Raw genomic sequence first — 25,846 nt, 5'->3', positions numbered from 1 at the left:
CGGGTCGGCACTCCCCCGGACGTATCCGGACTGGGGCTCGGCTGTGGCTGGCTCGGAGCAGCCGGGCAGGATCCGGCCTCATGGCAAAAACCCCTTCAATTTCAGCCTCCAGGGCCGTTAAGCCTTATGTCCGGCCGGCCCGCCATGGCCCCGGATGGCCCGCCAGGCAACCTCAGCGAGATTTCCGCCTAAAGGTTGTTGACAAAGCGCCGTTATTGATTTGGCAACAGCGAAGCACACAGCCAAACAAAAAAACAGGCGGCGCTTCGTTCCATTCACCACCGGGATTCCAATAAGGGAGACGACCCATGGCACAGGTAATCAACACCAATACGATGTCGCTCAACGCTCAGCGCAACCTGAGCACCAGCGGCAGCTCGCTCGCTACCACCATCCAGCGCCTGTCGTCGGGCCTGCGCATCAACAGCGCGAAAGACGACGCCGCCGGCCTGGCCATCAGCGAGCGTTTCGGCACCCAGATCCGCGGCACCGACGTGGCCATCCGCAATGCCAACGACGGCATTTCGCTGGCCCAGGTCGCCGAAGGCTCCCTGAGCGAAATCGGCAACAACCTGCAGCGCGTCCGCGAACTGGCCGTGCAGGCCTCCAACGCCACCAACTCGGCCAGCGACCGCAAGGCCCTGCAGGCCGAAGTGACCCAGCTGGTCAGCGAAATCGACCGCGTCGCCAAGCAGTCCGACTTCAACGGCACCAAGCTGCTGGACGGCAGCTTCACCAGCCAGCTGTTCCAGGTCGGCGCCAACGCCGGCCAGGCCATCGCCATCAACAACGTGGTCGACGCCAAGGCCAGCTCGCTGGGCAATGCCAAGTTCGCCGCCCCGGTGGACAGCACCGGCGACATCGCCACCATCACCGACCTGGCCGGGGTCACCATCAACGGCGCCACCATCGGCACCATCACCGGCAAGACCACCGCCGAATTCGCCGCCTCGGCCGCCGCCCAGATCAACAGCAGGATCGGCGAAGCCGGTGTCTATGCCGAAGTGGTCACCACCGCCGGCACCCCGGACACCCAGCGCCTGAAGCTGACCTCGGTGCAGGCCGACCGCGACCTGGTCATCACCGGCGCCACCCAGCTCAGCCTGGCCGACTCCACCGCCGCCGCGCCCAGCTCGGTGGCGGCCACCGCCACCTCCGAGTTCGTCCAGAGCCTGGATGTGTCCTCCTACGTCGGCGCGCAGAAGGCCCTGGAAATCGTCGACAAGGCGCTGGAATCGGTCAACAGCGTGCGCGCCGACCTCGGCGCCATCCAGAACCGCTTCACCTCGGTGGTGGCCAACCTGCAGACCTCTTCGGAAAACCTGTCGGCCTCGCGCAGCCGCATCCGCGACACCGACTTCGCCAAGGAAACGGCCGAACTCACCCGTACCCAGATCCTGCAACAGGCCGGCACCGCCATGCTGGCCCAGGCCAACCAGGTTCCACAGAACGTGCTCAGCCTGTTGCAGCGCTGACATGAGCCGCTCCTGAAGCACGTCAGGAGCGTCTAACCCATCGTACGTGCACTGCTCAAGGACCTCTCCTCATGGCACAAGTCATCAACACCAACACGATGTCGTTGAATGCTCAGCGCAACCTGAGCACCAGCGGCAGCTCCCTGGCCACCACCATCCAGCGCCTGTCCTCGGGCTCGCGCATCAACAGCGCCAAGGACGACGCGGCCGGCCTGGCGATCTCCGAGCGTTTCGGCACCCAGATCCGCGGTACCGACGTGGCCATCCGCAATGCCAACGACGGCATCTCGCTGGCCCAGGTCGCCGAAGGTTCGCTGACCGAAATCGGCAACAACCTGCAGCGCGTCCGTGAACTGTCGGTGCAGGCTTCCAACGCCACCAACTCGGCCAGCGACCGCAAGGCCCTGCAGGCCGAAGTGACCCAGCTGGTCAGCGAAATCGACCGCGTCGCCAAGCAGTCCGACTTCAACGGCACCAAGCTGCTGGACGGCTCGTTCTCCAGCCAGCTGTTCCAGGTCGGCGCCAACGCCGGCCAGGCCATCGCCATCGACAAGGTGGTGGACGCCAAGGCCAACGCTCTGGGCGGCGCCCAGTTCTCCAGCGGCACTGCCACCGCGATTGCCGGTGTTGCCGACACCGATACCGCCGTCGCTGCCTTCACCATCACCGACAGCAAGGGCGCGGTGGTCAACTTTGCCGCGATGACGGTCAAGAGCGTTGGCGACGTGGCCGCCAACACCGCAGCCAACGGCAAGGCCGTGGCCGCTGCGATCAACGCCAAGATCGGCGAAACCGGCGTCTACGCCGAATCCGATGACACTGGCGCCCTGACCCTGACCTCGGTCAAGGACAGCGTCGACAGCAGCGGTGCGTTCGCCGCCATCGGCAGCTCGCTGGCCGGCTTCGCCGCAGCCACCCCGGTGCCGGGCAAGCAGTTCGCCGACAAGATCGACGTGTCCACCGTCAAGGGTGCCCAGCAGGCGCTGGAAGTGGTCGACAAGGCCCTGGGTGCGATCAACAACACCCGCGCCGACCTCGGTGCTATCCAGAACCGTTTCACCTCAGTGGTGGCCAACCTGCAGACCTCCTCGGAGAACCTGTCGGCCTCGCGCAGCCGGATCAAGGACACCGATTTCGCCAAGGAAACCGCCGAACTGACCCGTACCCAGATCCTGCAGCAGGCCGGTACGGCCATGCTGGCCCAGGCCAACCAGGTGCCGCAGAACGTGCTCAGCCTGCTGCGCTGATCCACGCCTGCTGCAACGGCGCCGGGCTGACCGGCGCCGTCTCCACCGTCCCATGTTTCATCCAAGCCTGAAGGAACTCCCATGGCCCAAGTCATCAACACCAATACGATGTCGTTGAATGCTCAGCGCAACCTGAGCACCAGCGGCAGCTCCCTGGCCACCACCATCCAGCGCCTGTCCTCGGGCTCGCGCATCAACAGCGCCAAGGACGACGCGGCCGGCCTGGCGATCTCCGAGCGTTTCGGCACCCAGATCCGCGGCACCGACGTGGCCATCCGCAATGCCAACGACGGCATCTCGCTGGCCCAGGTCGCCGAAGGTTCGCTGACCGAAATCGGCAACAACCTGCAGCGCGTCCGTGAACTGTCGGTGCAGGCCTCCAACGCCACCAACTCGGCCAGCGACCGCAAGGCCCTGCAGGCCGAAGTGACCCAGCTGGTCAGCGAAATCGACCGCGTCGCCAAGCAGTCCGACTTCAACGGCACCAAGCTGCTGGACGGCTCGTTCTCCAGCCAGCTGTTCCAGGTCGGCGCCAACGCCGGCCAGGCCATCGCCATCGACAAGGTCGTGGACGCCAAGGCCAACGCTCTGGGCGGCGCCCAGTTCGCCACCGCGGCAGTGACCAAGGTCACTGGTGTCGATGACACCGACGTCGCCATCGCTGCCTTCAGCATCACCGACAGCAAGGGCACCGAAGTCAAGTTCGACAAGCTGGACATGAAGAGTGTCGGCACCGCGGCGCAGAACGAAGTGGCCGCCGGCAAGGCGCTGGCCGCCCACATCAACGCCAAGATCGGCGAAACCGGCGTCTATGCCGAAGCCGATGCTGCCGGCGCGCTGACCCTGACCTCGGTCAAGGACAGCGTGAACGATGCAGGCGTGGCGACGGTGTTCACCACCGACCTGGCCGGCGCTGCCGCTGCCACCCAGGGCACCAAGCAGTTCGCCGAGAAGATCGACGTGTCCACCGTCAAGGGTGCACAGCAGGCGCTGGAAGTGGTCGACAAGGCGCTGAGCTCGATCAACAACACCCGCGCCGACCTCGGTGCGGTCCAGAACCGCTTCACCTCGGTGGTGGCCAATCTGCAGACCTCCTCGGAGAACCTGTCGGCCTCGCGCAGCCGGATCAAGGATACCGATTTCGCCAAGGAAACCGCTGAACTGACCCGCACCCAGATCCTGCAGCAGGCCGGTACGGCCATGCTGGCCCAGGCCAACCAGGTGCCGCAGAACGTGCTCAGCCTGCTGCGCTGATCCACGCGTCCGCGCCGCCGGCCCAGGCCGGCGGCGCGGGCAACCCCGGCACGATCGCGCAGGAACGGGCCATGGCCATGGGCCGGAATCTCTCCCCGGCAGCCACGCCACCGTGGCCATGGCCCGCCCCTGCGGTAGAACTGTTATCAGCGTTGCGTTTTGACTGAACACCCCGGGTGGCTTCGTCTCCCCCCGCTTTTCAGTAAGCCTGACCCCTCCTCTGCATTGGAGGAGGGTCTTTTACAGACCACCGGCCGGACCTGCATCGCGTCCCGCCCCTAGTGCCCTGCAATGCGCGTGCCAACCTTCCGCGCCGGGCTTCTGGCACAACTCCTGCATCAACGTGGTTCTAAAGACCTGGCGGCTACGGCCGCTACATTCGTTGACGGCACGGCCACGCGGCACCCCGCGACGGCCCACAGACAGGAGAAACAACGTGGCTGACTTTGGTTACGGCGGCATCGGTTCGGGACTGGACATTTCCGGCATGGTAGCCAGCCTGGTGGCGGCCGACCGCAAGCCCTCGGACAATGCACTGAACCTGCAGCAGTCCAAGGCCAAGATGCAGCTGTCGGCGGTGGGCACGGTCAAGTCCGCGTTCGACCTGCTGAGCACCTCGCTCAAGGCGCTGAAGGCCTCCACCGCGTTCGACGCGCGCCTGGTCAGTGCGACCAAGAGCGGCACCGACGATATCCTGACGGTCACCAGCACCAATTCGGCAGCCACCGGCAGCCATGAAATCGACGTTCAGCAGCTGGCTACGGCCAACAAGTGGATCGCCGACACCGCCATCCCCAAGACCCAGACCTTCGGCGCCGGCACCCTGTCGCTGGAGGTGGGCGTGGGCGACAAGAAGAAGACCCTGGAGATCCAGGTCGAGGCCGACGACACCCTGTCCTCGATCCGCACCAAGATCGAAAAGGCCGGGCGCAGCCTGGGCGTGCAGGCCACCCTGATCGCCTCGGGCGACAACCAGTTCCTGTCGCTGTCACAGGAAAAGGCCGGTACCGCCAACGCGATCAAGCTCAGCGCCGGGGCCGGCAATGCCGGCCTGACCGCGCTGGCGGCCAGCATGTCCGAGCGCACCCCGGCCGCCGACGCCAAGCTGACCATCGATGGCGTGGCCGTGGTGGCCAGCGAGAACACCGTCACCGACGTGGTTCCGGGCCTGACCCTGAACCTGAAGAAGGCCGGCAAGAGCACCGTCACCGTCAGCACCGACGTGGCCGCCGCGCGCAAGGTCATGCAGGACTTCGTCACCGCCTACAACGGTGCGATCAGTGCGATCAACACCGCAACCAAGTACGACATGGAGAACAAGGAGCCCTCGTCGCTGACCGGCGATGCGCAGATGCGCGGCGCCTCCAGCCAGCTGCGCGCGATGATGGGCGGGGTGCTCAAGGACCTGGCCGCGGTCGGACTGGACCCCAAGACCCTGGGCCTGCAGACCCGCGCCTACCCCAACGCCGACGGCAGCCTGGTGCTGGACGGCACCAAGTTCGAAGCGGCGCTGGTCAACCAGGCCGGTGCGGTGCGCCAGGCGCTGACCGGCGATGACGGTGCGGCGGCCAAGCTGTTCACCATGGTCGACGGCTACGTCAGCACCACGGTCGGCAAGGAGGGCGCGTTCGTGTCGCGCAGCAAGAGCATCACTGCCAGCCTGACCGACATCGACAAGCGCCGCAAATCGCTGGATGTGCGCATGGCCGGGGTCGAGGCGCGCTACAAGAAGCAGTTCCTGGCCTTGGATGCCCTGATGGGCAAGCTCAGCCAGACCACTTCCTCGCTGAGTTCCCAGCTCAGCCAGTTGTCCAAGTGATGCATACGGCGGCGTGCTCAAGTTCACCGCGCACGCGGCCGATACCAGTAGCGACGCAGCACCCAACGCAGGCTCCACCCCGGTGCCGCAGACCTCGCGAGGCACGCGGCCCCGCACGAAGGAGACATGATTGATGTACGGCTCAAACCGTCAGTTCACCGAGCAGTACCGCCAGGTCGGCGTGCAGAGTTCGATCACCGATGCCGACCCGCACAAGCTGGTGGCGCTGCTGCTGGCCGGTGCGCTGGAACGCGTGCGGCTGGCCCAGGCCTGCCTGGAAGGCGGCGACCAGGCCCGCAAGGGCAAGGCGATCGGCGAGGTCTGCGCGATCGTCGGCCACCTCAACGGCTCGCTCGACCATGAAGCCGGCGGCGAGATCGCCGGCAATCTGTCGGCCCTGTACGACTACGTCATGCAGCGCCTGACCGAAGCCAACCTGCACAACGACCCCGAGGCCCTGCGCGAATCGCTGGAGCTGCTGGGCGAGATCGATGCGGCCTGGAACGCGATCCCGCGCGACCAGCGCACGCCCGCTGCGGCCACGGTCTGATGAGCGCCGCCCCGCTCTGCCTGGCCGACCTCAACGCCGTGCTGGATGCGCTGGAAACCGCGCTGCTGGGCGATGAGCACGCCCGGGCCGGCGCCTGCCTGGACACCCTTAACGCCCAGCAGGCGCGTTTCCTGGCCCAGCCCGGCGCCTTCGACGATGTGCCCGGGCTGACCGCCCTGGAAGGCCGCCAGCAGCGCATCATGGTGATGATGATGAGCCAGCGCGATGACGCCGCCCGGCACCTGCGCCAGGGCGTGGCCGCCGGCCGCGCTGCCCGTGCCTACCTCACTGCCGAAGCCCTGACATGACCGAGCCGCGTCCCAGCGCCATCCACCATCCGGCCGAAAGCGAGCTGTTCGATGAGACCTTGAGCTGCGAGCTGGCGCTGCCGGCCGAGTTCCGCCTGGGCAGCGCGGTGATCCGCCCCGGCAGTGCCGAGATGCTGCTGCGCAGCGTGGCGCTGGTGGAGGATTCGCGTGGGGAAGACCACGACGAACGCGGTGAATCCACCGCCCAGCTGCAGCGCCTGGAAGCCAAGCTGGACCTGACCATGGTGCTGCTGGGCCGGCTGGTCCGGCAGAGCGCGCAGGACCTGGATCTGCGCCCGCTGCGCTGGTCGCGGCGCGGCATCCGGCTGGAACTGGGCCTGCGCACCGGCGCGGCCACCGGCAGCCTGGGGGTGATCCGGCTGCAGCCCTGCGAGTGGCTGCCCGACCACATCGACCTGCCCGTGGCGGTGCTGGCCGAAGCGGCCACCGGCGCCGGCGCGCATTTCCTGTGGCTGCGCTTCGAGCCAATGAGCGATGCGCTGGAAATGGCGCTGGAACGCCACCTGTTCCGCCTGCACCGGCGCCAGATTGCCCAGGCGCGGTTGGCCGAGCGCCGCCCCGCGGACACCTGAGCCGGCATCCTGGGGATCGCCGGCCCAGGACCGACCAGACCGTGACGTGATCGGCTTGGCGCTGGCCCGCCACTCCGTTAAGGTGGTCACCCCGCCTTAACATCTGCCGAAGCCTGCCTGTGCGCGTTCTCATCGTCGACGATCACACCCTGGTCCGCGCCGGCCTCAGCCGCCTGCTCCAGGGCTTTGCCGACGTGGACGTGGTCGCCGAGGCCAGCAATGCCGAGCAGTCCCTACAGCTGGCGATCCAGCACAGCCCCGATGTGATCCTGATGGATCTGTCGCTGCCCGGCCGCACCGGCCTGGAGGCGCTGAGCGACATCCTGCTGCGCGCCCCGGGCAGCCGGGTGGTGATGATGACCATGCACGACGATGCAGTGCACGTGCGCGATGCGCTGGACCGCGGCGCGGTCGGCTTCGTGGTCAAGGACGCGGCCCCGCAGGAGCTGGAACTGGCACTGCGCGCGGCCCATGCCGGCCAGGTGTTCCTGAGCCCGCAGATCTCGGCCAAGATGCTGGCGCCGATGCTGGGCCGGGAAAAGCCGACCGGCGTGGCCGCGCTGTCGCCACGCCAGCGCGAGATCCTGCGCCAGATCGGCCGTGGTGAGAGCAACAAGGAAATCGCCGCCGACCTGGGCATCAGCGTCAAGACGGTGGAAACCCACCGCGCGCGGATGATGGAGTCGCTGGGCTGCCGCCGCGCCAACGACCTGCTGCTGCTGGCCGCCCGCCACCAGCACGAGCTGGAGTGAACGCCGGCGCCGGCGGCGTCGATTCCCCGGCACCCCGCCCGGACCGGACCGACTGCCGTCGGAATTTTGAACGGTGCCGGGCCACGCCAGCCCAGTATTTGCAAGGCACTGGCCGGCGGCCGCGTCAAAAAGTCGATCCTGCGTAGGGGTTTTCCTGACGCACTGTCAGGAGGATAACGACAGCACTCAGGAACCCCCTGATTCCGCCCCTGCCCGAACACAAGCAAGATGCGTTCCATACCGCGCCGGGGAGTCGGCGCAACGGGGAAAACGCATGAAACCGACGATGTCGACCCAGATGGGTCAGCAGCTCCACCTCACGCCGCAACTGCTGCAGTCGATCCGGCTGCTGCAGCTCGATGGCATGCAGCTGGAGCTGGAGATCCGCCGCGCCCTGGACACCAATCCGCTGCTGGAACTGGAAGAAGCGCCCGAGCCGGCCGCCGAGGAGGCCAGCGAGCCGACCACCACGCTGGAAGTGGCCGCCTTCGACGAGCTGCCGGAAAGCGCGATGTGGGACGTGGCCGGCGCCAGCTGGCAGGACGGCGACGACGACCGCCTGCAGCGCATCGCCGCCGACGAGTCCAGCGACCCGCAGCTGCGCGCCCTGCAGCGCCTGGCGCTGGAGCTGGATGCGCGCGAACTGGCGGTGGCCAGCTTCTGGCTGGAGCACTGCGACGACGCCGGCTACCTGCAGGCGCCCCTGGCCCAGCTGCAGCTGCTGGCCAGTGCCCGCTGCGACGTCGACGCGGCCGGGGTGGAAGCGGTGCGCCAGCAGATCCTGCACGGCGACCCGGCCGGCCTGGCCGCCTGCGACCTGCACGAATGCCTGAGCGTGCAGCTGCGCGCCCTGCCCGGCCGCGTGCCGGCCCGGCACCTGGCCCAGCGCGTGCTCGATGAAGGGCTGGCCAGCCTGGCCGCCCACGATTACACGGCTCTGTCCAGCCAGCTCGACGCCGAGGTGGCCGACATCCGCGAGGCGGTGCGGCTGATCCTGTCGCTGCAGCCGCGCCCGGGCGAAAGCCTGCTGCCGGACCGCACCGGCGTGGTCATCCCCGATGTCATCGCCTGGCACGCCGACGGCCAGTGGCGGGTGGCGCTGAACCCGGCCACCAGCCGCCGCCTGAGCATCAACCCCGGCTACGAACACGCCCTGGCCGAGGCCGGCGAGGCCGCCCAGCCGCTGCGCGAGATGCTGCAGGAAGCGCGCTGGCTGACCCGCGGGCTGTCGATGCGCTATGACACCCTGCTGCGCACCACCCGGGTGATCATCGAACGCCAGGCCGGGTTCCTGACCCGCGGCGAGGAAGCGATGGCGCCGCTGACCCTGAAGGAAGTGGCCGATGCGATCGGCATGCACGAATCCACTGTGTCGCGCATCACCACCGGCAAGTACCTGCAGACCCCGCGCGGCACGCTGGAGCTCAAGCACTTCTTCGCCGTCAGGCTGGAAGGCGCCAGCGTCTCCGGGCAGGCGGTCAAGGCCATGGTGCGCCGGCTGATCGACGCCGAACCGGCCGGCCGGCCGCTGGCCGATGAGGCCATCGCCGGCCTCCTGTCGCGCCAGGGGGTGAACATCGCCCGTCGCACCGTTGCAAAATACCGCGAACAACTGGACATCGCCCCGGCCCGCGAACGCCGCCGTGGCAATGCCCGCACCCCGCAATTGGCCCGGGTGGGCTGAAGGAAATGCACGCCATGAACAAGCTCACCGTCCTGCTGGTCGACGACCACGAGGGCTTCATCAACGCTGCCATGCGCCACTTCCGCAAGGTCGACTGGCTGGAAGTGATCGGCAGCGCGGCCAACGGCCTGGAGGCGATCGAACGCTCCGAGTCGCTGCGCCCGCAGGTGGTGCTGATGGACCTGGCGATGCCGGAGATGGGCGGGCTGCAGGCCACCCGCCTGATCAAGTCGCAGGACGATGCGCCCTACATCGTCATCGCCAGCCACTTCGATGACGTCGAACACCGCGAACATGCCCTGCGTGCCGGTGCCGACAACTTCGTCAGCAAACTGTCCTACATCCAGGAAGTCATGCCGATCCTGGAAAGCCTGAAGGGGAATGCAGCATGAGCGAATCACGCATCCTGGTGCTGGACAACGACGCGGTGCGGGCCGAACGCACCGTTGCCCTGCTCGAATTCATGGACTTCAACCCGCGCTGGGTTGCCGACGCAGCCGACATCGACACCACCCGCCAGCGCCCCAACGACTGGATGGCGGTGATCATCGGCACGCTGGACCCCGGCGCGCGCAGCGATGCGCTGTTCGCCTGGGCCGGCAAGGGCCCGTTGCCGCCGCCGGTGATGCTGATCGACGGCGATGCCGGCGCGTTCGCCCGCCAGCATGGCCTGCACGATGCCAATGTCTGGCCGCTGGAGGCGCCGCTGCGGCATGCGCAGATGGAAGCCCTGCTGCGCCGCGCCAGCCTCAAGCGGCTGGACGCCGAGCACCAGGCCGGCGCCGTGCAGGAACAGGGGCCCACCGGCGACGGCGCGGCGGTCACCGCGTTGCGCCGGATGATCGACCAGGTCGCCGCCTTCGACACCACCGTGCTGGTGCTGGGCGAGTCGGGCACCGGCAAGGAAGTGGTGTCGCGCGCGATCCACCAGCGTTCGCCACGCCGCGATGGCCCGTTCGTGGCGATCAACTGCGGCGCGATCCCGGCCGATCTGCTGGAAAGCGAACTGTTCGGTCACGAAAAAGGCGCGTTCACCGGCGCGTTGAATGCGCGCAAGGGCCGCTTTGAAATGGCCGAGGGCGGCACCCTGCTGCTGGATGAAATCGGCGACATGAGCCTGCCGATGCAGGTCAAGCTGCTGCGCGTGCTGCAGGAGCGCAGCTTCGAGCGGGTCGGCGGCAACCAGACCATCCGCTGCAACGTGCGGGTGATCGCCGCCACCCATCGCGACCTGGAATCGCGCATCGCCGACGGCAAGTTCCGCGAGGATCTGTTCTACCGCCTCAATGTGTTCCCGATCGAAGTCCCGGCGCTGCGCGAGCGCAGCGAAGACCTGCCGGCGCTGGTGACCACCATCGCCGGCCAGCTGGCCCGCACCGGCCGCGGCGAAGTGCGCTTCACCGCCGAGGCCCTGCAGGCGCTGGCCGGGTATGAGTGGCCGGGCAACGTGCGCGAGCTGACCAACCTGGTCGAACGCCTGGCGGTGCTGCATCCGTCCGGTCACGTGCGCGTGCAGGACCTGCCGGCGCGCTACCGCGGCGATTTCGCTGCCAGTGCCGTCGTCGCCACGCCTGCGCCGGCTCCGGCCGTCGACGAGCGCCTGGACCTGCGCAGCTTCTCCTTCCACACCCCGGCCCCGGGCGCCGCGGCGCCACTGGAAAACGGCATCGGCCCGGTCACCCGCAGTGCCGCCCTGCCCGACGCCGGGCTGGACCTGCGCAACCACATGGCCAACATCGAGTTGAACCTGATCAACGAAGCCCTCGAGCGCACCCAGGGCGTGGTCGCCCACGCCGCCCAGCTGCTCGGCCTGCGCCGCACCACCCTGGTGGAAAAGCTGCGCAAGTACGGCATCGAACGCGACCACGCCGAACTGGCCGGTTGAACCAGGCACCACGCCGGTAGGGTCGGTTCCCAAACGACTGCCGGCGTACCCCCACCGTTCGATGGCGCCATGACCTGCCTCGGGGAAGGTGCCGTTTCGATCCCGGGTCATGCGTGCAACGGCATGGCGCGGTCCATCGGCGGTCGCTAGGCCCGCCCTGGTAGGGTCGGTTCCCAAACGACTGCCACGACACCCCCACCATTCGATGGCGCCATGACCCACAACGGGGAGGCGCTTTTCCGATCACGGGTCATGCGTGCAACGGCGTGGCACGTCCATCGGCAGTCGTTTGGGAACCGACCCTACCAAGGCCGACGCGACGGGGCGGATTTTCGGCCGTCGTCCGGCATCGTCCGACGCCCATCGCAATGCCACGCCGGCAGGCCCGGTTCCCGGCCTCGCCCCGCTTCGATATCGCCATGGCCAACAACGCGAACAGCGCCCTGCTGGTTTTCTGACGCCGGCGATCCGTCACCGTACGCGCCCGCCATCGCCGTTGCCCGGCCCCACCCCGCACCGGCGACGCCGCGACGGAAATCCGTTCACCACCACCTTGCTGAACGGTGCAGCGGTTTCGGCACGCCACTTGCAACGTCTTCACCTGTATCCCCCATCCCAGCTTACGGAACGTTCCAGATGTCGCACTCCGTCAACTCCGTCCTCACCCAGATCCGCTCCTTCCAGACCCAGATGGGCCAGTCCGCCGTCAGCCCGCTGACGGAGGCGCCGAAGAGCAATGCCATCCAGGGCTTGGTCTCTCCCCAGGAAGTGCAAGGCCCCAGCTTCACCGAAACCCTGCGTGGCGCCATCGCCGGCGTCAACGAAGCGCAACAGAAATCCGGCGCCCTCGCCAAGGCCTTCGAACTGGGTGAGCCCGGTGCCGACCTGGCCAAGGTGATGGTCGCCTCGCAGCAGTCCCAGATCGCCTTCCGCGCCACCGTGGAAGTCCGCAACCGTCTCGTCCAGGCTTACCAGGACGTGATGAACATGCCGCTGTAAAGCGCGCTGTCGCAAGGATAGAAACGCATGGCCCTGTCGCTTTCCAAGGAATCCCTGAACGCCGAAAAGGCCGGCCAGTGGTTCGACCGGCTGCAAAGCCTGCAGATCACCCGTCGGCTCGGCATGATGGCGATGATCGCCGTGGCCGTGGCGGCGGGGCTGTTCGTGTTCTTCTGGTCGCAGAAGCCGGGCATGGTGCCGCTGTACACCGGGCTGGACCAGAAGGCCACCGCCGAGGCCACCGACCTGCTGCGCACCGCGCAGATTCCGTTCGAACTGGACCCGGCCACCGGCGGCATCACCGTGCCGGAAAAGAACCTGCACGATGCACGGCTGAAGCTGGCCGGCTCCGGGCTGACCGACAGCGGCCGGCTCGGGTTTGAGCTGATGGAACGCGACCCCGGCTTCGGGGTCAGCCAGTTCATGGAGAACGCGCGCTACCAGCATTCGCTGGAGACCGAACTGTCGCGCACCATCAACACCCTGCGCCCGGTCCGCGATTCGCGCGTGCACCTGGCCATTCCCAAGCCCAGCGCGTTCACCCGCCAGCGCGACGTGGCCAGTGCCTCGGTGGTGCTGGAACTGCGCGGCGGCCAACAGCTCGAGCGCGGCCAGATCGATGCGATCGTGCACATGGTCGCCGCCAGCATCCCCGACCTGGCGCCGGAACGGGTCACCGTGGTCGACCAGAGCGGGCGCATGCTCAGCGTGTCCGACCCCAACAGCGATGCGGCGATGAATGCCGCCCAGTTCGAACAGGTGCGCCGCCAGGAAACCTCGTTCAACCAGCGCATCCGCGAACTGCTCGAACCGATGACCGGCCCGGGCCGGGTCAACCCGGAAACCAGCGTGGACATGGATTTCTCGGTGATCGAGGAAGCCCGCGAGCTCTACAACGGCGAGCCGCAGAAGCTGCGCAGCGAGCAGATGAGCGAAAACAGCACCAGCACCCCCGGCCCGCAGGGCGTGCCCGGCGCCGCCAGCAACACCCCGCCCGGCCCGGCCGCCGCGCCGGCCACCGCCGCGGTGCCGACCGAAACGGCCAAGAACGCCACCCGCAACTACGAGCTGGACCGCACCCTGCAGCACACCCGGCAACCGGCCGGCCGGATCAAGCGGGTCTCGGTGGCGGTGCTGGTGGACAACGTGCCGCGCGCCGGCGCCAACGGCAAGAGCACCGAGCAGGCGCTGTCGGCCGCCGAGCTGACCCGGGTCGAAGCCCTGGTCAAGCAGGCGGTCGGCTTCAACGCCGAGCGTGGCGACACGGTGTCGGTGATGAACGCCCCGTTCGTGCGTGAGGTCGTCCCGGTCGAAGGCCCCAAGTGGTGGGAACTGCCGCAGGTGCAGGACGGCCTGCGTCTGCTGCTCGGCGCGATCGTGGTACTGGCCCTGGTGTTTGGCGTACTGCGCCCGGCGCTGCGCTCGATCACCGGCCAGAACAGGAAGGACAGCGACCAGGCCCTGGAACCGCACACGGCCGACGTACAGCTGGTCGATGACGGCGAAGGCCTGCCCGTACTGGGCAGCGACCGCCTGCATGCGGCCGGGCATGAACCGCTGGCACTGCCGGTGGACTCCTACGAGGAACGACTGCGCATGGCGCGTGAAGCTGTAAAGACCGATTCCAAGCGCGTGGCCCAGGTGGTCAAGGGCTGGGTGGCCAATGACTGATGCAATCCCACCGCTGACCGGCGTCCAGCGCGCTGCCGTGCTGCTGCTGTCGTTGGGCGAACTGGACGCGGCCGAAGTGCTGCGCCACATGGAACCCAAGGAAGTACAGAAGATCGGCATCGCCATGGCGACCATGACCGACATCACCCGCGACCAGGTCGAATGGGTCATGGACCAGTTCAATTCCGAACTGGGTTCCAAGACCTCGCTGGGGGTGGGCTCGGACGACTACATCCGCAACATGCTGGTGCAGGCGCTGGGCAGCGAGAAGGCCGGTAACCTGATCGACCGCATCCTGCTCGGGCGCAACACCACCGGCCTGGATGCGCTGAAGTGGATGGACCCGCGCGCGGTCGCCGACCTGGTGCGCAACGAACACCCGCAGATCATCGCCATCGTCATGGCCCACCTGGAAACCGACCAGGCCGCCGACGCGCTCAAGCTGCTGCCCGAACGCACCCGGGTGGACGTGCTGCTGCGCATCGCCACCCTGGACGGCATCCCGCCCAACGCGCTCAACGAACTCAACGAGATCATGGAGCGCCAGTTCGCCGGCAACCAGAACCTGAAGTCGTCCAACATCGGCGGCGTGCAGTGCGCGGCCAACATCCTCAACTTCATGGACAGCGGCCAGGACCAGGCGATCCTGGGCGAAATCGCCCGCATCGACGCGCCATTGAGTACCCGCATCCAGGACCTGATGTTCGTGTTCGACGACCTGGTCGACCTGGACGACCGCGAGCTGCAGCTGGTGCTGCGCGAAGTCAGCGGCGAACGGCTGGGCCTGGCCCTGCGCGGGGCCGACATCAAGGTGCGCGACAAGATCACCCGCAACATGTCCCAGCGCGCCGCCGAAATCCTGCTCGAGGACATGGAAGCGCGCGGCCCGGTGCGGTTGTCGGATGTGGAAGTGGCCCAGCGCGAGATCCTGGCCATCGTCAAGCGCATGGCCGATGAAGGCACCGTCACCATCGGCGGCAACGCGGAGGCGATGCTGTGAACAATGCCGTGCGCTGGCTTGCCCCGGACCTGCTGGCGGTGCCCGAACCGCTGCAGGACGAGCAGTTCGAACTCACCGACTCCGATCCCGAACACGAGCCGGAACCGTTGCTGCAACTGCCGACCCTGGAAGAGATCCAGGCGATCCAGGAAAGCGCCGAAAAGGACGGCTTCGAGCAGGGCCACGCCGACGGTCTGGCCCAGGGCCAGGCCGAAGTGCGCCGCCTGATCGCGCAGATCGAGGGCATCCTGGACAACTTCGGCCGGCCGCTGGTACGGCTGGAAAACGAAGTCGTGGCCGCGCTGGGCGAACTGGCCGTGCGCATCGCCGGCACCCTGGTCGGCCGCGCCTACCAGGCCGACCCGGCGCTGCTGGCGCAGCTGGTGGATGAAGCGGTGGATGCAGTCGGCGGTGCCAACCGCGAGGTCGAGGTGCGCCTGCACCCGGACGATATCGCCGCGCTCACCCCGTTGCTGCAGCTGTCGGCCAACCAGCGCCTGAGCGCCGACCTCAGCCTGAGCCGGGGCGACCTGCGCGTGCATGCCGAAGCGGTACGCATCGACGGCACCCTGGAGGCGCGCCTGCGTGGCGCGCTGGACGCGGTGCTGCGCAAATCCGGAGCCAGCGCATGAACACCGACCCGGTGATTCCGCCCGCCGCCGACTGGGCCGCCGCGCGCAACCTGCGCCTGGCCGCCCGCCTGGACGGCATCCAGCCCGACGGGGCCCATGGCCGCGGGCTGATCCGCGAAGGCGTGCTGCGCCGTGCGGTCGGCCTGACCCTGGAAGCGGTCGGCTGCGAATCGCCGATGGGCGCCAGCTGCAAGGTCGAAGTGGCCGATGGCGGCTGGGTCGATGCCGAAGTGGTCGGCTTCGCCGGCGAACGCACCTACCTGATGCCCAGCGCCGAACTGCATGGCCTGCTGCCCAATGCACGGGTGATTCCGGTCCTGGGGCGCGGCGGCGTGGAAGTGGGCGAAGGCCTGCTCGGCCGGGTCATCGACAGCGATGGCGTGCCGCTGGACGGCAAGGGCCCGATCCGCGCCGAAGGCACGGTGAGCATGGCCGGGGTATCGATCAACCCGCTGGCGCGCGAACCCATCACCCAGCCGCTGGATGTCGGCGTGCGCGCGATCAACGCGCTGCTGCCGATCGGCCGCGGCCAGCGCGTGGGGCTGTTCGCCGGCTCGGGCGTGGGCAAGTCCACCCTGCTGGGCATGATGACCCGCTATACCGCCGCCGACGTGATCGTGGTCGGCCTGATCGGCGAACGTGGGCGCGAAGTGCGCGATTTCGTCGAAAGCACCCTGGGCGAGGAAGGCCTGCGTCGCGCGGTGGTGGTGGCCAGTCCGGCCGACCGGCCGCCGCTGGCGCGCCTGCACGGCGCCTACCGCGCCACCGCCATTGCCGAATGGTTCCGCGACCAGGGCCTGAACGTGCTGCTGCTGATGGACTCGCTGACCCGCTTTGCCCAGGCCCAGCGCGAAATCGGCCTGTCGGTCGGCGAGCCGCCCACCACCCGCGGCTACCCACCGTCAGTGTTCGCCAAGCTGCCGGCGCTGGTCGAGCGCGCCGGCAACGGCGCCAAGGGCCGCGGTTCGATCACCGCCTTCTACACCGTGCTGACCGAAGGCGACGACCCGCAGGACCCGATCGCCGATGCGGCGCGCGCCATCCTCGATGGCCACATCCTGCTCTCGCGGCGGGTCGCCGACAGCGGCCTGTATCCGGCCATCGACGTGGAATCGTCGGTCAGCCGGGTGGTCACCGAAATCGCCGACGAACCGTGGCGGCTGCGCATCCGCAAGCTCAAGCGGCTGGTCTCGGCGTATTCGTCCAACCGCGACCTGATCGCGATCGGCGCCTACCAGCGGGGCAATGACCCGGCCACCGACGAAGCACTGGAACGCTGGTCGGACATCGTTGAATTCCTCGGCCAGGACGTTGGCAAGGCCGCCGACCTGCCACACAGCCAGGCCGCACTCAAGCGCCTGGTGGAACCAGAGAGCTAAGCCATGATGCAATCCAAGCGATTCGACCCATTGCTCAAGCGTGCCCAGGACCACGAAGACGAGGTGGCCCGCGACCTGGCCGAACGCCAGAGTGCGCTGGACACCCATCTGTCGCGCCTGGACGAGTTGCGCCGCTACGCCGAGGAATACGCCAACGCGCAGCTGGCCGCCACCAGCCCGGCCCAGTTGCTCAACCGCCGCGCGTTCCTGGACCGCCTGGACAGCGCGGTGGCCCAGCAGCGCCAGACCGTGGACCACAACCGCGAAAAGGTCGACGCCGAACGCGCCCGCCTGATCCTGGCCAGCCGCGACAAGGCGGTGCTGGAGCAGTTGGCGGCCAGCTACCGCGCGCAGGAAAAAGTGGTCACCGACCGCCGCGACCAGCGCGAGATGGACGACCTGGGCGCGCGCCGCAGCCGCCTGGCCCGCAACGAAGACACCGACAGCGGAGAGACCCCGTGATGCCCCCCACCCTGCTTGGCAGCAGCGCCCCGGCTTCCACCGGCGGCGCCGGTACGCCCGGCGCCGGCCCACGCAGCACGGGCGCCGGCAGCGACCGTCGGGACTTTGACGCGCTGCTCAAGGCCGACAGCGGCGGCAAGACCACCGCGCCCACGCCAGCCGCCACCGCGCCTGCCGACAACGGCAGCCCCGCGGCCGACGAGGCCCCGCCCCGCCCCGGCAGCAGCGAACCGGCCCCGGCCGGCGACCCCGCCGCCACGCCCGCTGCCGCCGCCACCGACAAGCCCGCCCCCGGCGAGCCGGCCGACGACAGCGACGCCGCGCCGTGGCCGCCGCTGGGCCTGGCCGGGCTGGCCCTGGCCGGCCTGGAAGCGGTGAGCGTGATGGCCCCACCCGCCGCCAATGCCGATGCACCGGCAACGGCCAAGGCAGATCCGCTGTTGCCGGCGTTGCCGACGGCCGCAGCCGCCGCTCCGAACGCGTCGACCGGCCTGCCCGCGACGGCAGCCACGGCGACCAGCACTGCGGCTGCGCCGATCGCCCTGCCGCTGGACGCCGAGGTCGACACCGACACCGTCCTGCCGACGGCGGTGACCGACGCCATCGCCGGCGCAGGAGCCGATGCCGATGCCCCGCCCACCCCGCTGCTGCACGCCCTGCACAGCGTGGCCGAGCTGAAGACGGCCGTCGCCGCGGCACCGTTCAGTGGCGACCCGACCGCGCCGGTACAGGTAGGCGGCGATGATTTCGACGACGCCATTGGCGCCCGCATCGGCTGGCTGGCCGACCAGAAGATCGGCCACGCGGTCATCAAGGTCACCCCGCACGACCTGGGCCAGATCGAAGTGCGCCTGCAGATGGACGGCGACAAGGTCCACGCCAGCTTCAGCAGCGCCCATGCCGAGGTCCGCCACGCGCTGGAAACCAGCCTGCCGCGCCTGCGTGAACTGCTGGGCGAACAGGGCTTCCAGCTCGGCAACGCCGACGTGGGCCAGCAGCACACCGCCCAGGACGGCAAGGCCGGCAGCGGTCAGGCCGGCCAGGCCGGCCCCGACGCGGACCCGGCGCTGGCCGACACCACCGTCTCGCCGTCGCAGTTGATGCGTCAGCGCGGTTTGGTGGATGCGTACGCCTGATCCTGCGAAGGACCACCAGGGCCGCTGGCCGTTGCCAGCGGCTTCATGCATTCAGGCTAACAGCCGCTGGTTGATGGCATGCCCCGAACTGGGCCGTCCGGTGCGGGTTTGCGGGATCGGTCCTCATAGGAAGAGCAGACTCGCCTAGCGAGTCCGAAGCATGGTGGTTTCACCGTGCTATTGCTCTCCCGTGGCAACGACACACCGTCAAAGGCGGGTCGGGGCGGGTCGGGGCGGGTTTGCGGGGGTGTGAGCCGCATGGATGCGGCGACCAAGCCCCCATGGATGGGTTCACGGCGTCCCCCGCAAACCCGCACCGTCCCGCCCAACCAGAGGATCGCTGGCCACCGGCTGTTCGCCTGAGCGCATGACGCTGCCGGGCAAGGCCCGGCATCCCACTGACTGTCGAGTTCCGGCGTCGCCTTCGCCGTCAAATTTCCGGCAACGAGAAACCGTCGTGGTTCGGCACACCCTTTGCATGTAGCCAGGAAGCAATCCAATGGAGCTTCCCCTCGTGGCCGCAGCCGCCGACAAAACCAAGAAATCCGCCGACAAGGACAAGGCCGCCAAACCGCGCAGCCCCTTGCTGGTCACCGCCCTGGTGGCCGTGCTCGCCGCCGGCGCCGCCGGTGGCGGTGCGTGGTATTTCGCCACGTCCTCCCAGCACGACAAGGCCCCGGCCAAGCCGGCCGCGTCCAAGGCCGTGCCGGCACCGGCACAGTACTTCGGGCTGGAACCGCCGTTCGTGGTCAACCTCAACAGCAGCCTCGACGGCCCGCGCTACCTGCAGGTGGAAGTGCAGCTGATGACCCGCGACCCGGCCGCGCTGGAGAGCATCAAGCTGCATGCCCCGGCCATCCGCGCCAAGCTGCTGATGCTGTTCTCGCAGGTCCAGCCGAGCCAGATCGCCGACCGCGCCGGCAAGGAACGCCTGCAGGCCGACTCGCTGGCCGAAGTGCAGAAGCTGCTCAAGGCCGAAACCGGCAAGCCCGGCGCCGACGAACTGCTGTTCACCAGCTTCGTCACCCAGTAAGGGCACACCATGAATGACCTGCTCTCCCAGGACGAAATCGATGCGCTGCTGCACGGCGTGGATTCGGGTGCGGTCGAAACCGAGATCGATGCCGCCCCCCCCGGCGAAGCGCGCAACTACGACTTCGCCAGCCAGGACCGCATCATCCGCGGGCGCATGCCAACCCTGGAAATGGTCAACGAGCGTTTCGCCCGGCTGTGGCGGATCGGCCTGTTCAACCTGATCCGGCGCTCGGCCGAGCTGTCGGTGCGCGGCATCGAGCTGATCAAGTTCAACGACTACATGCACTCGCTGTATGTGCCCACCAACCTCAACCTGATCCGCTTCAAGCCGCTGCGCGGCACCGGGCTGATCGTGTTCGAGCCGACCCTGGTGTTTGCGATCGTGGACAACTTCTTCGGCGGCGACGGGCGTTACCCGACCCGCATCGAAGGCCGCGAATTCACCCCCACCGAGATGCGGGTGATCCACCTGCTGCTCAAGCAGACCTTCGCCGACCTGCGCGAAGCCTGGGCGCCGGTGATGGACGTGGAGCTGGAATACATCAACTCGGAAATCAACCCGCACTTCGCCAACATCGTCACCCCGCGTGAGTACGTGGTGGTCTGCCGCCTGCACGTGGAACTGGACGGCGGTGGCGGCGACATCCACGTCACCCTGCCCTACTCGATGCTCGAGCCGATCCGCGAACTGCTCGATGCCGGCATCCAGAGCGACCGCAACGACCGCGACGAAAGCTGGGGCACGATGCTGCGCGAGCAGCTCAACATCGCCGAGGTCACCCTGTCCAGCGTACTGGCCAGCAAGCGCATGAGCCTGCGCGAGCTGACCAACCTGAAGGTCGGCGACATCCTGCCGATCGAACTGCCGCCGCAGGTGCCGCTGTGCGTGGAGAACATCCCGGTGTTCACCGGCCAGTTCGGCGTCGCCAACGGCATGAACGCCGTGAAGATCACCGCCACCCATCCGCCGGGCACCCGCCCGCGTGTTCCCGTTATCCAGGAAGACCCGCAATGAACGACATCCTATCCAATGAACCGGCACCGGCGCAGTTCACCACCCTGCAGTCCGACGACACCAGCGCGGGCCCGGAACTGAACCTGGACGTGATCCTGGATGTACCGGTCACGCTGTCGCTGGAAGTGGGCCGCGCCCGCCTGCCGATCCGCAACCTGCTGCAGCTCAACCAGGGCTCGGTGGTGGAACTGGAGCGCGGCGCCGGCGAATCGCTGGACGTGTTCGTCAACGGCACCCTGATCGCCCATGGCGAAGTGGTGGTGATCAACGACCGCTTCGGCGTGCGCCTGACCGACGTGGTCAGCCCCAGCGAACGGATCCGGAGACTGCGTTGATCGCATCGCTGCTCATCGCCGCCGGCGCGCCGGCGGTCAAGGTCGGCCAGCATGCCGCCGCCGCGCCGAGCATGTTCGGCGCGGTGTTGGCCCTGCTGGCGGTGCTGGCGTTGATCGTCGGCCTGGGCTGGCTGCTCAAGCGCATGCCCGGCAGCGGCTTCCGCCCGGCCGAAGGCCTGCGGGTGGTAGCCAGCCTCAACGTCGGCGCCAAGGAACGGGTGGTGGTGGTGGAGGTCAACGGCGAGCAGCTGCTGCTGGGCGTCACCGCCGGCGGCATCCGCACCCTGCACCAGCTGCCCGAGCCACTGCCCACGCCGGCGCCGGCACGCCTGCCGGACTTCAAACACCTGCCCAATTTCGCCCAGCTGCTGCAACAGCGGCTGCGCAAGGAACCCTGATCATGCGTGGCCCGACCGTTTCCTGGAGCCGTTACCTGCCGTTGCTGCTGACCCTGCTGCTGTGCGCGCTGCCGGCGCTGGCCATGGCCGCGCCCGGCCTGCCCGCCACCCCGTCGCTGCCGGATGTGACCGTGGGCAAGATCGGCGGCGCGCCGGTCAGCCTGCCGCTGCAGACCCTGCTGCTGATGACGGCGATCACCCTGATCCCCTCGATGCTGCTGGTGCTGACCGCCTTCACCCGCATCATCATCGTGCTGGGCCTGCTGCGCCAGGCGCTGGGCACCGGCCAGACCCCGTCCAACCAGGTGCTGCTGGGCCTGGCCCTGTTCCTGACCGCGATGGTGATGCTGCCGGTGTGGCAGAAGGCCTGGGGCAGCGGCATGGCGCCCTACCTCGATGGCCGGATCGACTTCCAGACCGCCTGGACGCTGACCACCCAGCCGCTGCGCGCCTTCATGCTGGCGCAGATCCGCGAAACCGACCTGATGACCTTCGCCGGCATGGCCGGGCATGGCACCTATGCCAGCCCCGACGCGGTGCCGTTCCCGGTACTGGTGGCCTCGTTCGTCACCAGCGAACTGAAGACCGCCTTCGAAATCGGCTTCCTGATCTTCATCCCGTTCGTGATCATCGACCTGGTGGTGGCCAGCGTGCTGATGTCGATGGGCATGATGATGCTCTCGCCGATGCTGGTATCGGCCCCGTTCAAGATCCTGCTGTTCGTGCTGGTCGACGGCTGGGTGCTGGTGGTTGGCACGTTGGCCGCCAGCTTCAACGCGGTGTAGAGGGCCACACCGCCACAGGCGCCCGGCCCACCTCACCTCAACGTAATAGTGACCTCTTATGACTCCAGAACTTGCCCTGACCGAACTGCGCGGCGGCCTGATCACCGTGTTGTGGGTGGCCGGCCCGCTGCTGCTGACCGTGCTGATCGTCGGCGTGGTGGTGGGCGTGGTACAGGCCGCCACCCAGCTCAACGAACCGACCATCGCCTTCGTGGCCAAGGCGGCGGCTTTGACTGCAGTGCTGTTCGCGCTGGGCAGCCTGCTGATCGGCCACCTGGTCGAGTACACCACGCTGCTGTTCCAGCGCATTCCGCACCTGATCGGCTAGCGCGAGGCGCCCTGATGGACTCCGCCACCCAGATGGCCGCCGATGGCCTGCAGGCCTTCGGCATGATCGGCACCATCCTGTGGACCATGCTGCGCATCGGCGCAATGCTCATGGCCATGCCGCTGATCGGCACCCGCGCGGTGCCCTCGCGGGTGCGGGTGATGCTGGCCGGTGCCCTGGCGATCGCCCTGTCGCCGCTGCTGCCGCCGGTGCCGGCCTGGACCGGCTTCGATGCGGCCACGGTGTTGAGCATTGCCCGCGAACTGGCCATCGGCGTGTCGATCGGGTTCCTGCTGCGGCTGGTGTTCGAAGCCGGCGCGATGGCCGGCGAGCTGGTTGCCCAGGGCACCGGCCTGGCCTTCGCGCAGATGAGCGACCCCCTGCGCGGCGGCAGCTCGGGGGTGATCGGGCAGTGGTTCTACCTGCTGTTCGGGCTGCTGTTTTTCGCCAGCAATGGCCACCTGGCGTTGATCGCGCTGGTGATGGACAGCTACAAGGCGGTGCCGATCGGCGCGCAGCTGCCCGATATCGATGGTTTCCTCAGCGCCGCGCCCACCTTCGTGCTGCAGGTGTTCCGCGGCGCGCTCGGGCTTGCCCTGCCGCTGACGGTGGCGATGCTGGCGGTGAACCTGGCCTTCGGCGTACTGGCCCGCGCCGCGCCGGCACTGAACCCGATCCAGCTCGGCCTGCCGGTGGCGCTGCTGCTGGGCCTGTTCCTGCTCACCGCGCTGGCCGGGGAAATGGGCCCGCCGGTGCAGCGCCTGTTCGATGCCGCCTTCCAGGCCGCCGACGGCGTGACCGGCTGATCCACCGGCCACCACCAAATAATGTCGTTTACCCCTTGCGAGCCCCCCCGGCACTGGCGGTAGGCTGTGGGCTCCGCACGGTGTACCGGTGTCGGTCAGTGGCAGCCCGGCTTGGGCATGCCTGCGCCATCGCCCCTACGCCCACGCAGATGTGCAGACCAGGGAGAGTCATCGATGCTCATCGGCAGCTATGCCCCGTCGTTGGTGGTGGTTTCGCTGCTGGTGGCCATGCTCGCCTCGTTCACCGCACTGGACATGGCCAACCGGGTCACCACCGCGCCCACCCCGCGGCTGAGCGCGCTGTGGTTGTTCGGCGGCGGTTGCGCGATGGGCCTGGGCATCTGGTCGATGCATTTCATCGGCATGCTCGCCTTCCGCCTGCCGATCCCGCTGGGTTACGACCTGGGCTGGACCTGCGTGTCGCTGCTGGCCGCGATGGCCTCCTCGATCTTCGCCCTGTGGCTGGTCTCGCGGCCGACCCTGCCGCATTCGCGGCTGGCGCTGGGCGCGCTGCTGATGGGCAGCGGCATCGCTTCGATGCATTACCTGGGCATGGCCGCGCTGCGCATGCAGCCGGGCATCGACTACCACCCCGGCTGGCTCACGCTGTCGCTGCTGATCGCGGTGGCCGCCTCGTGGGTGGCCCTGTTCGTGGCCTTCCGGCTGCGCCTGAGCCAGCGCCGGCTGCGCCACCGCGTGCTGCCGGCGGTGGTGCTGGGCACGGCCATCGTCGGCATGCACTACACCGGCATGGCCGCCGCGCGGTTCCCGGCCGACAGCATCTGCGGCGCAGCCGGCGCCGCGGGCCTGCAGACCCAATGGCTGGCCGCGACCGTACTGGTGCTCACCCTGGCCATCCTCGCCGTGGTGCTGATCGTGTCGTGGCTGGACCAGCGCATGCAGGCGCAGCTGTTGCGCCTGCGCAATGAACGCCTGCGCACCTCGCTCGACGATGCCCAGGCCGAACTCACCCAGGCCGCCCTGCACGACCCGCTGACCCGCCTGCCCAACCGCCGGCTGCTGCAGCAGCGCATCGAACAGGCACTGGCCGACGCCGAACAGCATGGCCGGCGTTTTGCGGTGATGTTCATGGACCTGGATGGCTTCAAGCAGGTCAACGATGCCTACGGCCACCAGACCGGCGACGCCCTGCTGGTGACCGCACCCGCCAGCTGCTGCGCCCCAGCGACGTGCTGGCGCGGCTGGGTGGCGACGAGTTCGTGCTGGTGGTGCACATCGACAACGATGAAGACATCGCCACCCTGGCCAGCCGCATCATCCAGGCCGTCGGCGGCGGCCCGCTGCTGCCCGACCACGACCTGCAGGTCACCGCCAGCATCGGCATCGCCATCTGCCCCGACCATGCCGCCACCGAACGGCAGCTGATGGCCTTTGCCGACGCGGCCATGTACCAGGCCAAGGAAGCCGGCCGCAACGCGTATGCGGTGTTCGCCGACTGGATGAACGACAGCGCCGAGCAGCAGTTCCAGCTGCTGGCCGACCTGCGCCGTGCGATCGGCACCGACCAGCTGTTCCTGCATTACCAGCCCAAGATCCGCGTGGCCGGCCAGGGCGTCAGCGGCGCCGAAGCCCTGATCCGCTGGCGCCACCCGCAGCAGGGCCTGATTCCGCCGGACCGCTTCATCCGCCTGGCCGAACGCAGCGGGGTGATCAACGACATCGGCCGCTGGGCGCTGGACGAAGCCTGCCGCCAGCTGCGCCAGTGGCAGGATGCCGGCCATGACAGCTGGACCGTATCGGTGAATCTTTCGCCGATCCAGTTCAGCGCCCCGCACCTGCTGCAGGAAGTGCGCGACGTACTCAAGACCCACCGCCTGGAGCCGCGCCGGCTGGTGCTGGAGATCACCGAAAGCACGGTGATGCGCGATACCGAGGCCAGCCTGAAGCTGCTGCAGGCCATGGCCGGCCTGGGCGTGGGCATTTCCATCGACGACTTCGGCACCGGCTATTCCAGCCTGCTGTACCTCAAGCGCCTGCCCGCCACCGAGATCAAGATCGACCACGCCTTTGTGCGCGACCTGGAAAACAGCTCCGAAGACGTGGTGATCGTCTCGGCCATCGTCGCCCTCGGCCACGCCCTGGACATGGACATCGTCGCCGAAGGGGTGGAAACCGCCGGCCAGCGCGTCTACCTGGAACGGCTGGGCTGCGACTACCTGCAGGGCTACCTGCTCGGCCGCCCGGTCGACCCGGAGCGGTTCATGCAGCTGCATGACCACCCGCGCCCGCGGGTGGAGGTGGCGGCAGGCTGGCAGAAGCCGTAGTGCCGGCCGCTGG

The 25,846-nt window shown here is 68.4% G+C and carries 25 protein-coding genes and 1 pseudogene; all 26 read left to right on the top strand.

Features of this window, described 5'->3' with window-relative positions:
* The first annotated feature begins 308 nt into the window (after window positions 1-308).
* Complete coding sequence (locus AC3ITM_RS09275; protein ID WP_489269893.1) at window positions 309-1,475, top strand: flagellin; 1,167 nt, start codon at window positions 309-311, stop codon at window positions 1,473-1,475.
* A gap of 71 nt (window positions 1,476-1,546) precedes the next feature.
* Complete coding sequence (locus AC3ITM_RS09270; RefSeq protein WP_489269892.1) at window positions 1,547-2,722, top strand: flagellin; 1,176 nt, start codon at window positions 1,547-1,549, stop codon at window positions 2,720-2,722.
* A gap of 81 nt (window positions 2,723-2,803) precedes the next feature.
* Window positions 2,804-3,976 carry a flagellin gene (locus AC3ITM_RS09265; RefSeq protein WP_489269891.1) on the top strand — a complete coding sequence of 391 codons (1,173 nt, stop codon included), beginning with the start codon at window positions 2,804-2,806 and terminating at the stop codon, window positions 3,974-3,976.
* 436 nt (window positions 3,977-4,412) lie between these two features.
* Window positions 4,413-5,795, top strand: a complete 1,383-nt coding sequence (gene fliD / locus AC3ITM_RS09260) for a flagellar filament capping protein FliD (protein ID WP_489269890.1) — start codon at window positions 4,413-4,415, stop codon at window positions 5,793-5,795.
* 133 nt (window positions 5,796-5,928) lie between these two features.
* Entirely contained in the window at window positions 5,929-6,345 is a 417-nt protein-coding gene (gene fliS, locus AC3ITM_RS09255; protein ID WP_228886924.1) for a flagellar export chaperone FliS, read from the top strand.
* Window positions 6,345-6,653 (top strand): hypothetical protein, encoded by a 309-nt coding sequence (locus AC3ITM_RS09250; protein ID WP_489269889.1) that lies wholly within the window; start codon window positions 6,345-6,347, stop codon window positions 6,651-6,653. Before fliS ends, AC3ITM_RS09250 begins: the two co-directional genes overlap by 1 nt.
* Complete coding sequence (locus AC3ITM_RS09245) at window positions 6,650-7,246, top strand: PilZ domain-containing protein (RefSeq protein WP_489269888.1); 597 nt, start codon at window positions 6,650-6,652, stop codon at window positions 7,244-7,246. The genes AC3ITM_RS09250 and AC3ITM_RS09245 overlap by 4 nt, the downstream gene beginning before the upstream one ends.
* A 119-nt stretch (window positions 7,247-7,365) precedes the next feature.
* Window positions 7,366-7,998, top strand: a complete 633-nt coding sequence (locus AC3ITM_RS09240) for a response regulator (RefSeq protein WP_228886921.1) — start codon at window positions 7,366-7,368, stop codon at window positions 7,996-7,998.
* Window positions 7,999-8,272: 274 nt separating this feature from the next.
* Window positions 8,273-9,682, top strand: a complete 1,410-nt coding sequence (rpoN, locus tag AC3ITM_RS09235) for an RNA polymerase factor sigma-54 (protein WP_489269887.1) — start codon at window positions 8,273-8,275, stop codon at window positions 9,680-9,682.
* Window positions 9,683-9,696: 14 nt separating this feature from the next.
* Window positions 9,697-10,074 (top strand): response regulator, encoded by a 378-nt coding sequence (locus AC3ITM_RS09230; RefSeq protein ID WP_228886919.1) that lies wholly within the window; start codon window positions 9,697-9,699, stop codon window positions 10,072-10,074.
* Window positions 10,071-11,567 (top strand): sigma-54 dependent transcriptional regulator, encoded by a 1,497-nt coding sequence (locus AC3ITM_RS09225; protein ID WP_489269886.1) that lies wholly within the window; start codon window positions 10,071-10,073, stop codon window positions 11,565-11,567. Before AC3ITM_RS09230 ends, AC3ITM_RS09225 begins: the two co-directional genes overlap by 4 nt.
* A 636-nt stretch (window positions 11,568-12,203) precedes the next feature.
* The gene (gene fliE, locus AC3ITM_RS09220) at window positions 12,204-12,566 is read left to right on the top strand and encodes a flagellar hook-basal body complex protein FliE (RefSeq protein ID WP_489269885.1); all 363 of its coding nucleotides are present in this window, start codon (window positions 12,204-12,206) and stop codon (window positions 12,564-12,566) included.
* 27 nt (window positions 12,567-12,593) lie between these two features.
* Window positions 12,594-14,237: a flagellar basal-body MS-ring/collar protein FliF gene (gene fliF / locus AC3ITM_RS09215; protein ID WP_489269884.1), complete on the top strand. Its 1,644-nt coding sequence runs from the start codon at window positions 12,594-12,596 to the stop codon at window positions 14,235-14,237.
* Window positions 14,238-14,250: 13 nt separating this feature from the next.
* Entirely contained in the window at window positions 14,251-15,237 is a 987-nt protein-coding gene (gene fliG, locus AC3ITM_RS09210; protein ID WP_489270069.1) for a flagellar motor switch protein FliG, read from the top strand.
* On the top strand, window positions 15,234-15,869 hold the full coding sequence (locus AC3ITM_RS09205; RefSeq protein ID WP_489269883.1) for a FliH/SctL family protein: 636 nt from the start codon (window positions 15,234-15,236) through the stop codon (window positions 15,867-15,869). The genes fliG and AC3ITM_RS09205 overlap by 4 nt, the downstream gene beginning before the upstream one ends.
* Window positions 15,866-17,248 carry a FliI/YscN family ATPase gene (locus tag AC3ITM_RS09200; RefSeq protein ID WP_489269882.1) on the top strand — a complete coding sequence of 461 codons (1,383 nt, stop codon included), beginning with the start codon at window positions 15,866-15,868 and terminating at the stop codon, window positions 17,246-17,248. Before AC3ITM_RS09205 ends, AC3ITM_RS09200 begins: the two co-directional genes overlap by 4 nt.
* A gap of 3 nt (window positions 17,249-17,251) precedes the next feature.
* Window positions 17,252-17,710, top strand: a complete 459-nt coding sequence (gene fliJ, locus AC3ITM_RS09195) for a flagellar export protein FliJ (RefSeq protein ID WP_228886913.1) — start codon at window positions 17,252-17,254, stop codon at window positions 17,708-17,710.
* Window positions 17,710-18,846 carry a flagellar hook-length control protein FliK gene (locus AC3ITM_RS09190; protein WP_489270068.1) on the top strand — a complete coding sequence of 379 codons (1,137 nt, stop codon included), beginning with the start codon at window positions 17,710-17,712 and terminating at the stop codon, window positions 18,844-18,846. Before fliJ ends, AC3ITM_RS09190 begins: the two co-directional genes overlap by 1 nt.
* Window positions 18,847-19,345: 499 nt before the next feature.
* A complete protein-coding gene (locus tag AC3ITM_RS09185; protein ID WP_489269881.1) occupies window positions 19,346-19,879 on the top strand; it encodes a flagellar basal body-associated FliL family protein in 534 nt (177 codons plus the stop codon).
* Between the two features lie 9 nt (window positions 19,880-19,888).
* Window positions 19,889-20,896, top strand: a complete 1,008-nt coding sequence (gene fliM / locus AC3ITM_RS09180; protein WP_489269880.1) for a flagellar motor switch protein FliM — start codon at window positions 19,889-19,891, stop codon at window positions 20,894-20,896.
* A complete protein-coding gene (gene fliN, locus AC3ITM_RS09175) occupies window positions 20,893-21,231 on the top strand; it encodes a flagellar motor switch protein FliN (RefSeq protein WP_489269879.1) in 339 nt (112 codons plus the stop codon). The genes fliM and fliN overlap by 4 nt, the downstream gene beginning before the upstream one ends.
* Window positions 21,228-21,629 (top strand): flagellar biosynthetic protein FliO, encoded by a 402-nt coding sequence (gene fliO, locus AC3ITM_RS09170; protein ID WP_489269878.1) that lies wholly within the window; start codon window positions 21,228-21,230, stop codon window positions 21,627-21,629. Before fliN ends, fliO begins: the two co-directional genes overlap by 4 nt.
* Before the next feature lie 2 nt (window positions 21,630-21,631).
* Window positions 21,632-22,414, top strand: a complete 783-nt coding sequence (fliP, locus tag AC3ITM_RS09165; protein WP_489269877.1) for a flagellar type III secretion system pore protein FliP — start codon at window positions 21,632-21,634, stop codon at window positions 22,412-22,414.
* 58 nt (window positions 22,415-22,472) lie between these two features.
* Window positions 22,473-22,742, top strand: a complete 270-nt coding sequence (locus AC3ITM_RS09160; RefSeq protein ID WP_017356083.1) for a flagellar biosynthetic protein FliQ — start codon at window positions 22,473-22,475, stop codon at window positions 22,740-22,742.
* Window positions 22,743-22,756: 14 nt separating this feature from the next.
* Window positions 22,757-23,548, top strand: a complete 792-nt coding sequence (gene fliR / locus AC3ITM_RS09155) for a flagellar biosynthetic protein FliR (protein WP_489269876.1) — start codon at window positions 22,757-22,759, stop codon at window positions 23,546-23,548.
* 174 nt (window positions 23,549-23,722) lie between these two features.
* A pseudogene (locus AC3ITM_RS09150) lies at window positions 23,723-25,833 on the top strand (putative bifunctional diguanylate cyclase/phosphodiesterase).
* Window positions 25,834-25,846: the final 13 nt, after the last annotated feature.

Source organism: Stenotrophomonas sp. KH_029, assembly GCF_057839765.1.
Note: the sequence above shows the minus strand (reverse complement) of the source record. Positions and strands in the feature narration are given on the sequence as shown.

What these genes read in the sequence shown, in the direction of transcription:
- AC3ITM_RS09225 (WP_489269886.1), top strand. Translation starts at nt 10,071, where the DNA reads ATGAGCGAATCACGCATCCTGGTGCTGGACAACGACGCGGTGCGGGCC.
- AC3ITM_RS09200 (WP_489269882.1), top strand. Translation starts at nt 15,866, where the DNA reads ATGAACACCGACCCGGTGATTCCGCCCGCCGCCGACTGGGCCGCCGCG.
- fliF (WP_489269884.1), top strand. Translation starts at nt 12,594, where the DNA reads ATGGCCCTGTCGCTTTCCAAGGAATCCCTGAACGCCGAAAAGGCCGGC.
- fliE (WP_489269885.1), top strand. Translation starts at nt 12,204, where the DNA reads ATGTCGCACTCCGTCAACTCCGTCCTCACCCAGATCCGCTCCTTCCAG.
- fliP (WP_489269877.1), top strand. Translation starts at nt 21,632, where the DNA reads ATGCGTGGCCCGACCGTTTCCTGGAGCCGTTACCTGCCGTTGCTGCTG.
- AC3ITM_RS09265 (WP_489269891.1), top strand. Translation starts at nt 2,804, where the DNA reads ATGGCCCAAGTCATCAACACCAATACGATGTCGTTGAATGCTCAGCGC.
- AC3ITM_RS09185 (WP_489269881.1), top strand. Translation starts at nt 19,346, where the DNA reads ATGGAGCTTCCCCTCGTGGCCGCAGCCGCCGACAAAACCAAGAAATCC.
- fliR (WP_489269876.1), top strand. Translation starts at nt 22,757, where the DNA reads ATGGACTCCGCCACCCAGATGGCCGCCGATGGCCTGCAGGCCTTCGGC.
- fliM (WP_489269880.1), top strand. Translation starts at nt 19,889, where the DNA reads ATGAATGACCTGCTCTCCCAGGACGAAATCGATGCGCTGCTGCACGGC.
- AC3ITM_RS09190 (WP_489270068.1), top strand. Translation starts at nt 17,710, where the DNA reads ATGCCCCCCACCCTGCTTGGCAGCAGCGCCCCGGCTTCCACCGGCGGC.
- fliS (WP_228886924.1), top strand. Translation starts at nt 5,929, where the DNA reads ATGTACGGCTCAAACCGTCAGTTCACCGAGCAGTACCGCCAGGTCGGC.
- fliJ (WP_228886913.1), top strand. Translation starts at nt 17,252, where the DNA reads ATGATGCAATCCAAGCGATTCGACCCATTGCTCAAGCGTGCCCAGGAC.
- AC3ITM_RS09245 (WP_489269888.1), top strand. Translation starts at nt 6,650, where the DNA reads ATGACCGAGCCGCGTCCCAGCGCCATCCACCATCCGGCCGAAAGCGAG.
- AC3ITM_RS09160 (WP_017356083.1), top strand. Translation starts at nt 22,473, where the DNA reads ATGACTCCAGAACTTGCCCTGACCGAACTGCGCGGCGGCCTGATCACC.
- AC3ITM_RS09270 (WP_489269892.1), top strand. Translation starts at nt 1,547, where the DNA reads ATGGCACAAGTCATCAACACCAACACGATGTCGTTGAATGCTCAGCGC.
- rpoN (WP_489269887.1), top strand. Translation starts at nt 8,273, where the DNA reads ATGAAACCGACGATGTCGACCCAGATGGGTCAGCAGCTCCACCTCACG.
- AC3ITM_RS09230 (WP_228886919.1), top strand. Translation starts at nt 9,697, where the DNA reads ATGAACAAGCTCACCGTCCTGCTGGTCGACGACCACGAGGGCTTCATC.
- AC3ITM_RS09275 (WP_489269893.1), top strand. Translation starts at nt 309, where the DNA reads ATGGCACAGGTAATCAACACCAATACGATGTCGCTCAACGCTCAGCGC.
- fliN (WP_489269879.1), top strand. Translation starts at nt 20,893, where the DNA reads ATGAACGACATCCTATCCAATGAACCGGCACCGGCGCAGTTCACCACC.
- AC3ITM_RS09250 (WP_489269889.1), top strand. Translation starts at nt 6,345, where the DNA reads ATGAGCGCCGCCCCGCTCTGCCTGGCCGACCTCAACGCCGTGCTGGAT.